The organism is Bacillus cereus group sp. BfR-BA-01380 (assembly GCF_022663535.1).
Classification (GTDB): domain Bacteria; phylum Bacillota; class Bacilli; order Bacillales; family Bacillaceae_G; genus Bacillus_A; species Bacillus_A cereus_BB.
Window position 1 is genome coordinate 45,836 of record NZ_JAKUFS010000032.1, and the last position, 7,545, is coordinate 53,380.

Genomic DNA, 7,545 nt, shown 5'->3' on the forward strand with positions numbered 1-7,545 from the left:
CCATATAAGTTTGATGGATATTAACGACTTATATAGAGCATTACATGTGTAACAATAGTGTCTGAATTACTCATTTTTCTCTCTCCTTTATTTGTTAGGTTACAGTTACGGATTATTAAATATCAACTTACCTATAAGAGAATAAAAAAATCCTCCCAATTTGTAATCGGAAGGATTAGTAGTTCACTTATACTTAATAAGTTCTTATTAATCATTGGAATCATGACAAATAAAGTATGAACTGATTTATAAAAATGGATAGACTAACCCTATATTTTGTATTTTGAAGTTATTAATTTCAAATTTAAATATAGATTAGTTAATCATTATTCATCCATCAGTCCTCTCATAATTCTATTTTTAGAGTAACATTCTTTTTTATGGAATGCAATATCACAATCATCTTTACTTCAAATTACTGCTAACTACTTCTTTAGAATCAACAATGTATATTCCTTTTTTCTTTATACTTCCCTTCCATGAAAATCTTAATCCTAAATTGTGTGGCCTTAAAGCAAAAGATGGTCTCTTTTTTCACGCTTACACTCCGTTAGTTCACCAAGACTTTTCTCTTAAATCCACCCTTTTCCGTGTTCGCGAATGAATCGAAGTTCCTCTTGATAATGATCATAATGTCCTTCGTCGATCATTTTTTGAAACGCCATATCGCCTTCTTTGGCTTTCCTTTGTATGGTTTTACATAATCCTTCTACCCGCAGCAATACCATTTCTAAAAACCCTTTTTCTATTCCCTCCATACCATAGGAATCAAAAAACAGTTTAACCTTTTGTTTGATTCGCTCAGCATCCTTTAACGAATCATAATAAATGGCTTCGCCTGCTTCCGTATGATAAAGCCTACTTAAAGGAACGCAAGTGTAAAGCGTATAGGCGATATCCCAAAGTCTTGGACCAGGAGCAGCCAAATCAAAATCAATCACACCTACTGGTTTTTCACGATTAAAGATAATGTTATAGATGGCAAAATCATTATGGCACATCACCTCAAATGGCTGCGGGGTGTTATCAATGGGTTGCCAACGTTCTTCCATTGGAAAATCACTCACCGCATCATGATAGAGACGAAGCATTTTTGCGATCTCTTTTAAAGCCTCATCCGACCACATGTATTTTTTTAACGGATAATTTCCAGCTTCTCCTTCGATAAAGGATAAGATTTCTCTCTCTTTTTCATCAATTCCTAGAAACTTTGGCACACCATTTAAGCCTTTGTTTTCAAGGTGTTTTAGCAATGTATGAATTTTAACACTATCAGGCTTTAATTTTCGTCGAACCGTATCTCCCAAACGATATACACTGGAGACATTCCCTCCTGTTAGTGCTTCTTCTTTTTCGTACTGACTTTTCATTAAAATCCCCCCAATTTAGGGACCCTATGATTGTGTCAATAGAGATGTATTTTTACCCATAAATAAAAGCAGATATACAAAGGTATCTGCTCGGCAATGGGAATTTAATTGTCCACACCATGTATCCCTTGAATGATTTAAGATAGACAAATAAACGCATCCTTAAGAACCAAGGACCGCCACTGTCTCTATCCAATTAAATAATCATTTCAAGGTATTCCACATATGTACAGATTCCCCTTTCTTTACATCTCTAAATTAGATATTACCAGGGATTACTAACTAAGAAAAGAATTTTGTATAAAGTTTTTAAATTGTTTTGCTATTTGAATCAATTTCATAATGGTTTCTTTTCAATTTTACGTGTTCATCGTACTTTGAAGTAATGTTGCCCATTCTTCCTTTAACATCGAATACATAATCGCATCATGCATCACTTCATTTTGAATCATATATTTGCGAAGCAATCCTTCTTCTGTAAAGCCTGCTTTTTGTAATAATTTGCGAGATGATTCATTTTCCGGGTACACAACTGCTGAAATTCTCTCAAAATAAAGTGTTTCAAACCCGTATGTAAGAATAGCCTGCAGTGCTTCTGTCGCATATCCTTTTCCCCAATATGTTTCATCCAGTTCATAGCCGATTTCAGCCCGTTTATGTTTGTTATTAATGAGATGAAAACCGCACGTTCCAATTAGTTGATCTGTTCCTTTTAATACAATTCCCCAGCGAAATGCAGATCCTTCTTCATATCTGCTCCTAAAATTTTTGATGACGTTTTTTACTTCTTCAATATTTTGAAACGAATCCATTCCAAAATAACGAATAACAGATTCTTTTGCAAAATACTGGAACATTGTATCTGCATCAACTAACGTTAATTCTCTTAAATATAGACGATCTGTTTCTAAACTAGGAAACTTCTTCATTCTTTTCCCACCTTTAGTCTAATGAACTGCAAATTTCAATATAATTCCCATCTGGATCACAAACGTAAGAAACGGTTTGTCCCCATGGTTTTGTAACAGGCTCTACTAACACCTTTACGCCATGTTTTTTGAAACTATTTATTGTTTCTGAAACATTATCGACCACAAATCCAATTTCAAATGTAGATGATTCCGATAACGCCTTCGAAATTGATAATCCTGTTAACTCTTGAACACTTTCTCTACTATTGATTGCCAAAATTGTAGAACCTGTGTCAAACTCAACATATGTACCATGCTCCCCCTTTATCGGTAACTGTAAAATATCGCGATAAAAATGGATGCATTCCTCATATTGCTTCGCATATAAAATGATATATTTCATTTGAAATTTCACATTTCTTCCTAGTTTAAAAAACTTATAAAAATCTATCAAAACGTTGGCGAACCAAGACAAAAGCCAACTACCGAAAAGGATTCTCACCTTTTTCCTGTCCGCAAGGGTATCACCTTCTCATTCACCTACTGTGAAAGAATAACGGCAGATTCCTGTTAGGAACGGTCTTGTATTGCGCATAGTCATTCATCCGAGTCAACTATACGCAAAGGGATATAAGTTTTAAACCAGGTTCCCTCCCTTCTTGATTTGAAATAAAATTTGTTCATTACTCATATACACTGTTTTATGAAGGATACTCCATAATTTCCAGTTGTGATGGTCTTTCCATATTGCGATGGTTTGTAACCATTTCTTATATACCTTTTTTGTATTCTTATTGCTTTCTTCCAATGAAGCAATAAGAATACGAAGTTTCGTTGCGATTTGGTTTTGTAACAAAGAAATCATTTCTTTTGGTAGTTTTTCTTGTAGTCCGAGTCCACGACGTGCAATCGTAAACGCAGCCGTTTCATGAACGCTAATCCCATACTTTTTACTATACTTTAGTTTTCCAATCACGCTTGTATAAGCAGGGTTCACCGTTTTGACGGAAAGTCCATTGCGAAGCCCCATTCTGATTAAACTACTTACCATCTTCTTGTAAGTAAACTGATGAAATTTACGATTGCTGTATTTGTCTGTATCATGAGATTGTTGAAAATGTAAATCTTCTAGGACAATGCCGCCAACATGTTGAGAAAATAACCCATCTTTAATTTGTTGTGTCATTTGCCCGATTACAGTAGCACGTTTATCCATAGAAAACGTATCTAGATTGTGTAAATAAAAGATTTTTGATCCTTTGAAATTCCCTTGCTTCGTGCATAAACTGACGGCTATACGATCAGGATTGACATCAATCCCTGCAATCACATCAGATATTGGGACTTCTTTGAAGTCTAACATACGACCTGTTTTCGTTTCCTCAAATGTAATGTTTACATAGAATTCCTCTTTTTTACGAAGTAATTCTACACTATATGCTTGGTGGTCAATCATTGGTTTTCCTTTTGAATTCACACCTGTTTGTGTCCCCATGACGACATCTGTGAGTTCTTTGTAATAACGATACGGAATTACAATCGGTACTACAATACGAGGACTTGTTCTTTTTCCTGGAGTCAAACCGAACGGATTGGCGATTTCTAACCAACCTTGGCCGTTATCATCCATTGTGATCCGCATATTTAAATTTCCTTTTTTACTTTTATCACCTCTTGAATACAATTGCCTTGTCCGTAAACATTTCCATTCTTGATTGGAAATGTTTTGCTTCATACGTTCATAGAAGGCTTTTCGACCACCGAAAATAACAGGCGGTAATGTGCCGTTTGCAATATGCGTTTCATACATCACAATTTTTTGTTCTACTTTTTGTTTTCGCCTTCGTAAACCGTTTAAACAAACGTCTAATGGTACTTTTTTGGGTCTTTTTCTACCACTTTCATATTCCTCTATTTTTTGTATGGTTTGTTCTAACTTTTTTTGATTGTTTTCTAGATAAACAGGAAGGAGTTCTTTTTGGGAGGAAATGATGGTTTGTGCTTGTAAAACTGCATCTTCACAATAACGTTTATTTAAGGAATACACGTGTTGTAATTTCTTGATCAATTCTTTATCGTGATGTCCTTCTGTTAAACGATTAAAACTATACCGTTTGGCACTTTCAAATGTACGAATCAAATCAAGAAGTTGTTCCCTTTGTTCTCTTGTGAGGGTTTTGATTTTACAAGAACGTGTTGTTTTCATCTAGTACTCTCCTTTCGTTACTACATTTTCAATCTCTTTACTTACTTTTTTTCCTCCGCGTTTTCCACTTGTTTTTTTGTGGAAACACAAGCATAGATAAAAACTTGTTTGTTTATTAATTTTTCTGTATTTGTTTGAATGCCTAAAAAGGCGTCAATTGCATCTATATCATATAATCGATGTCCATTTGGAGTGATGATTGTCTCTAATGGCCCTTTGTTAGACCAAGAACGTACCGTTTGTTTGTCTACACCGAATAATTCTGCCGCTTCTTTAATTATTATCATTCTTCCCATAGAAAACAACTCCCTTTTTGTTATAGGGCCTGACAAAAGGAGATGTGATAGTTTTTATTATCTTTTATAACTTTTTATAAATTTTTTTGAAACTGTCGGAACCTCCTTCACATCCTTACTATAATTTGACAAAAAACACAAAAATCCTTTCTATAATTTTTTCTCATGAATAAACACTCCCATAGTTACAAATGCTAACAATGGAGGTGTGTTAAAATGGAACCAATGCTTTGTCCAAATTGCAAAACAAACCGCACACGATTCAACATTATTGAACAAACAATAAAACCGGTAAAATTAAATCCACAAACTGGCCAAATTGAAGAAGAATATACAAATGATAGTATAAGTGCATTTCATATGTCCTACCAAGGCCCTACATATCGCGTACAATGCGCTGCGTGCGGATTAATTGAAAACCCAGAGCAATTTATTAAACCCGCACAAAATCAATCTTTTTAATTGTTAAAACAAGACTGCCCCCAAAGGTTATTATTACACAACTTTTAGGGGCAACTTCTTTTATTCCTTCTCGATACGTACAAAAAATTGTTGTCATTCTTCTTGCAGTATTCACAGATAAAGTGAAACTTTAATCAGTGGGGGTTTTCTTTATCCCCCACTGATTATTAGCCCTCACCAATCGTGCTTTTACGGGCAGTTTATCTCCCGCATAACTTCTTAAGAAAAGCGGAAGCGGCTCGTTCAGAATCGCAGGACGCCCACGCCCCTGTCAGAGAGGCGCTTTTTGCCTCGTCCGAGGGGCGGCGAAACGGCCGGAGATTCTAGCCGCTAGAGCTGGACAATGCTTCCGCTGAATGTTGAGGCGGGAGTATTACTGCCCACAAATAGCGGGATAAATTATCTTTGCACATTCAGTATTATTTAATGCGTAGAAATAAGTTTAATCTTTTCAAAGAATGCTTGTAATCGTATAAATTCTTCTTCATTTCCACGTGTTGTAAAAATTTCTTGTTCCTGATGAAAAACAGCAATTGCAGGAAACGTTTTAAAAAGCGCAAATACATGCTTCGTTTCTTTTATTTTATTCATTTGATAATAAGGTATTTGTAATGAAATAGGGAGCTTTCCAAATATTTCACCATAAAATAATAACTGTTGTTCAGTATAAGCTAACATACCTTTCACAGGTGTAGAATTTCCATTTGGTACTCCTACTAAGCCAGACATTCCATTTTGCATTTCGTAATAAGCTGTGATCATTCCTTGTATATTTTCAGTTGAAGATATTTTCTCTTGAAATTCTTTTATTGCTTGTTCTTTTAGACCCATGTTTATCACTCCATTAATAAAGATGTATATTAGATATTTTACTAGAAAAGAGAAACCAAATATGAACAGAAATGTTACTTATTAACTGAAATTTTTATCCTACATATATTTATCCCGCATTAACGGGCAGTAAGACCCCCACCTCAAGATTGAGAGAGAATCGAAGAAGATAGGTGGGGGATAACTGCCCGTAAAAGCCCGATTGGTTCAACTAACCATCAGTGGGGGATGAAAAAAAAACCACTGATGGAAGTTTCACTTTATCTAAAACATCCCTTCTTGTTCGAGAGCCAATCTTCCCACGCATCTTCATGCTGTTGCACAAATAGCGGTGGGAATTGGTTAACTGGAAAATACTTGAGCTCTAACGTTTCATGACCATCTATTTTTAACGTCCCGCCTACTGGCTTGCATTGAAAAAAGAACGCAATCGTCTGCGCTTGATCTCCATTTGGATATTCATCGTAATATTTCGTATACACGCCAATTAAGTGTTCAACTGTTACCTTTAATCCCGTTTCTTCATATACTTCACGACTGGCTGTCTCTTCAGCAGATTCACCAAGTTCCATTGCACCGCCAGGAAATCCCCACGCATTTCTATCTCCTCGTTTTTGTAGAAGTACTTCGCCTTCTTCGTTACAAATAAGTCCACCTGCAAAATTAAGAAAGATTCGTTCAGGTCCAACTTTCTCTCGAATAAAACGAATATAATCTAGCTTTTTAGTCATGAACATCCCCCTATTACTCTATACATTTTTTCAAAATAGTACCAATAAACATGATATAATCATAATATACGGAAAGGATTGAATACAATGTCAATATTACGAGATATAGTAAAAAGCCTACTCCATGAAGATGAAACGATTCTTTTTCACACACAATGTTCTTTATCTTTATTTCTAGGTAAATTACCAACTGCACCCGGAGTAGTATTAACAACAAATAAAAGATTGTTGTTTATATATAAAGAAAAGACTGAATCTAACCCTCCGCGATTTGAGGAATACCTATACGAACGCATTGAGGAAGTAAAGGAACATCCTTATTTTTTCAACTCTCACATCGCTCTTTACTACAACGATGAATGGGTACAATTTCGAGATATCTATGATAAAAATGTAAGAAAACAATTTTGTTCCATTATACAAAAGCAAATTACAAGTAGCTCTATATCCTAGGGCTACTTATTTATCTATCTCCTCCCATAAAGTGAAACTTTAATCAGTGGGGGTTTTCTTCATCCCCCACTGATTATTAGCCCTCACCAATCGGGCTTTTACGGGCAGTTTATCTCCCACCTAACTTCTTAATAAAAGCGGAAGCGGCTCGCTCAGAATCACAAGACGTTGGAGCACCCGACAGAGAGGCGCTTTTTGCCTCGTCCGAGGGGGCGAAACGACCGGAGATTCTAGCCGCTAGAGCTGGACAACAAAGAAATGTGGAAGTGGCTCGTCCAGAATGTG

Annotated in this window: 9 protein-coding genes; 2 read left to right on the plus strand and 7 right to left on the minus strand. The window is 35.7% G+C overall.

Annotation, left to right across the window (positions count from 1 at the left end; translation table 11 throughout):
- Positions 1-572: 572 nt before the first annotated feature.
- The 5 genes from MR076_RS22240 to MR076_RS22260 form a co-directional block, all read right to left on the minus strand.
- Positions 573-1,370 (minus strand): phosphotransferase, encoded by a 798-nt coding sequence (locus MR076_RS22240; protein ID WP_242224219.1) that lies wholly within the window; start codon positions 1,368-1,370, stop codon positions 573-575.
- A gap of 359 nt (positions 1,371-1,729) precedes the next feature.
- The gene (locus MR076_RS22245) at positions 1,730-2,299 is read right to left on the minus strand and encodes a GNAT family N-acetyltransferase (protein ID WP_242224220.1); all 570 of its coding nucleotides are present in this window, start codon (positions 2,297-2,299) and stop codon (positions 1,730-1,732) included.
- A gap of 13 nt (positions 2,300-2,312) precedes the next feature.
- Entirely contained in the window at positions 2,313-2,696 is a 384-nt protein-coding gene (locus tag MR076_RS22250) for a VOC family protein (RefSeq protein ID WP_242224221.1), read from the minus strand.
- A gap of 222 nt (positions 2,697-2,918) precedes the next feature.
- Complete coding sequence (locus tag MR076_RS22255; RefSeq protein WP_242224222.1) at positions 2,919-4,487, minus strand: IS200/IS605 family accessory protein TnpB-related protein; 1,569 nt, start codon at positions 4,485-4,487, stop codon at positions 2,919-2,921.
- 41 nt (positions 4,488-4,528) lie between these two features.
- Positions 4,529-4,783, minus strand: coding sequence for a MerR family transcriptional regulator (locus MR076_RS22260; RefSeq protein WP_242224223.1), 255 nt, complete (start codon positions 4,781-4,783; stop codon positions 4,529-4,531).
- A 216-nt stretch (positions 4,784-4,999) separates the two neighbouring features.
- On the opposite strand from MR076_RS22260, the gene MR076_RS22265 reads away from it, so the two are divergent.
- Positions 5,000-5,245, plus strand: a complete 246-nt coding sequence (locus tag MR076_RS22265; protein ID WP_242224224.1) for a DNA alkylation repair protein — start codon at positions 5,000-5,002, stop codon at positions 5,243-5,245.
- Between the two features lie 423 nt (positions 5,246-5,668).
- On the opposite strand, the gene MR076_RS22270 is transcribed toward MR076_RS22265, so the two are convergent.
- Positions 5,669-6,076, minus strand: a complete 408-nt coding sequence (locus MR076_RS22270) for a hypothetical protein (RefSeq protein ID WP_242224225.1) — start codon at positions 6,074-6,076, stop codon at positions 5,669-5,671.
- A gap of 260 nt (positions 6,077-6,336) precedes the next feature.
- The gene (locus tag MR076_RS22275; RefSeq protein WP_242224226.1) at positions 6,337-6,807 is read right to left on the minus strand and encodes an NUDIX hydrolase; all 471 of its coding nucleotides are present in this window, start codon (positions 6,805-6,807) and stop codon (positions 6,337-6,339) included.
- Positions 6,808-6,894: 87 nt separating this feature from the next.
- On the opposite strand from MR076_RS22275, the gene MR076_RS22280 reads away from it, so the two are divergent.
- Positions 6,895-7,260, plus strand: a complete 366-nt coding sequence (locus MR076_RS22280) for a PH domain-containing protein (RefSeq protein WP_242224227.1) — start codon at positions 6,895-6,897, stop codon at positions 7,258-7,260.
- The last annotated feature ends 285 nt before the right edge of the window (positions 7,261-7,545 follow it).

Bases quoted from the DNA above. Each gene is read 5' to 3' on its own strand.
- MR076_RS22275 (WP_242224226.1), bottom strand. From the start codon at position 6,807: ATGACTAAAAAGCTAGATTATATTCGTTTTATTCGAGAGAAAGTTGGA.
- MR076_RS22255 (WP_242224222.1), bottom strand. From the start codon at position 4,487: ATGAAAACAACACGTTCTTGTAAAATCAAAACCCTCACAAGAGAACAA.
- MR076_RS22270 (WP_242224225.1), bottom strand. From the start codon at position 6,076: ATGGGTCTAAAAGAACAAGCAATAAAAGAATTTCAAGAGAAAATATCT.
- MR076_RS22280 (WP_242224227.1), top strand. From the start codon at position 6,895: ATGTCAATATTACGAGATATAGTAAAAAGCCTACTCCATGAAGATGAA.
- MR076_RS22240 (WP_242224219.1), bottom strand. From the start codon at position 1,370: ATGAAAAGTCAGTACGAAAAAGAAGAAGCACTAACAGGAGGGAATGTC.
- MR076_RS22245 (WP_242224220.1), bottom strand. From the start codon at position 2,299: ATGAAGAAGTTTCCTAGTTTAGAAACAGATCGTCTATATTTAAGAGAA.
- MR076_RS22265 (WP_242224224.1), top strand. From the start codon at position 5,000: ATGGAACCAATGCTTTGTCCAAATTGCAAAACAAACCGCACACGATTC.
- MR076_RS22260 (WP_242224223.1), bottom strand. From the start codon at position 4,783: ATGGGAAGAATGATAATAATTAAAGAAGCGGCAGAATTATTCGGTGTA.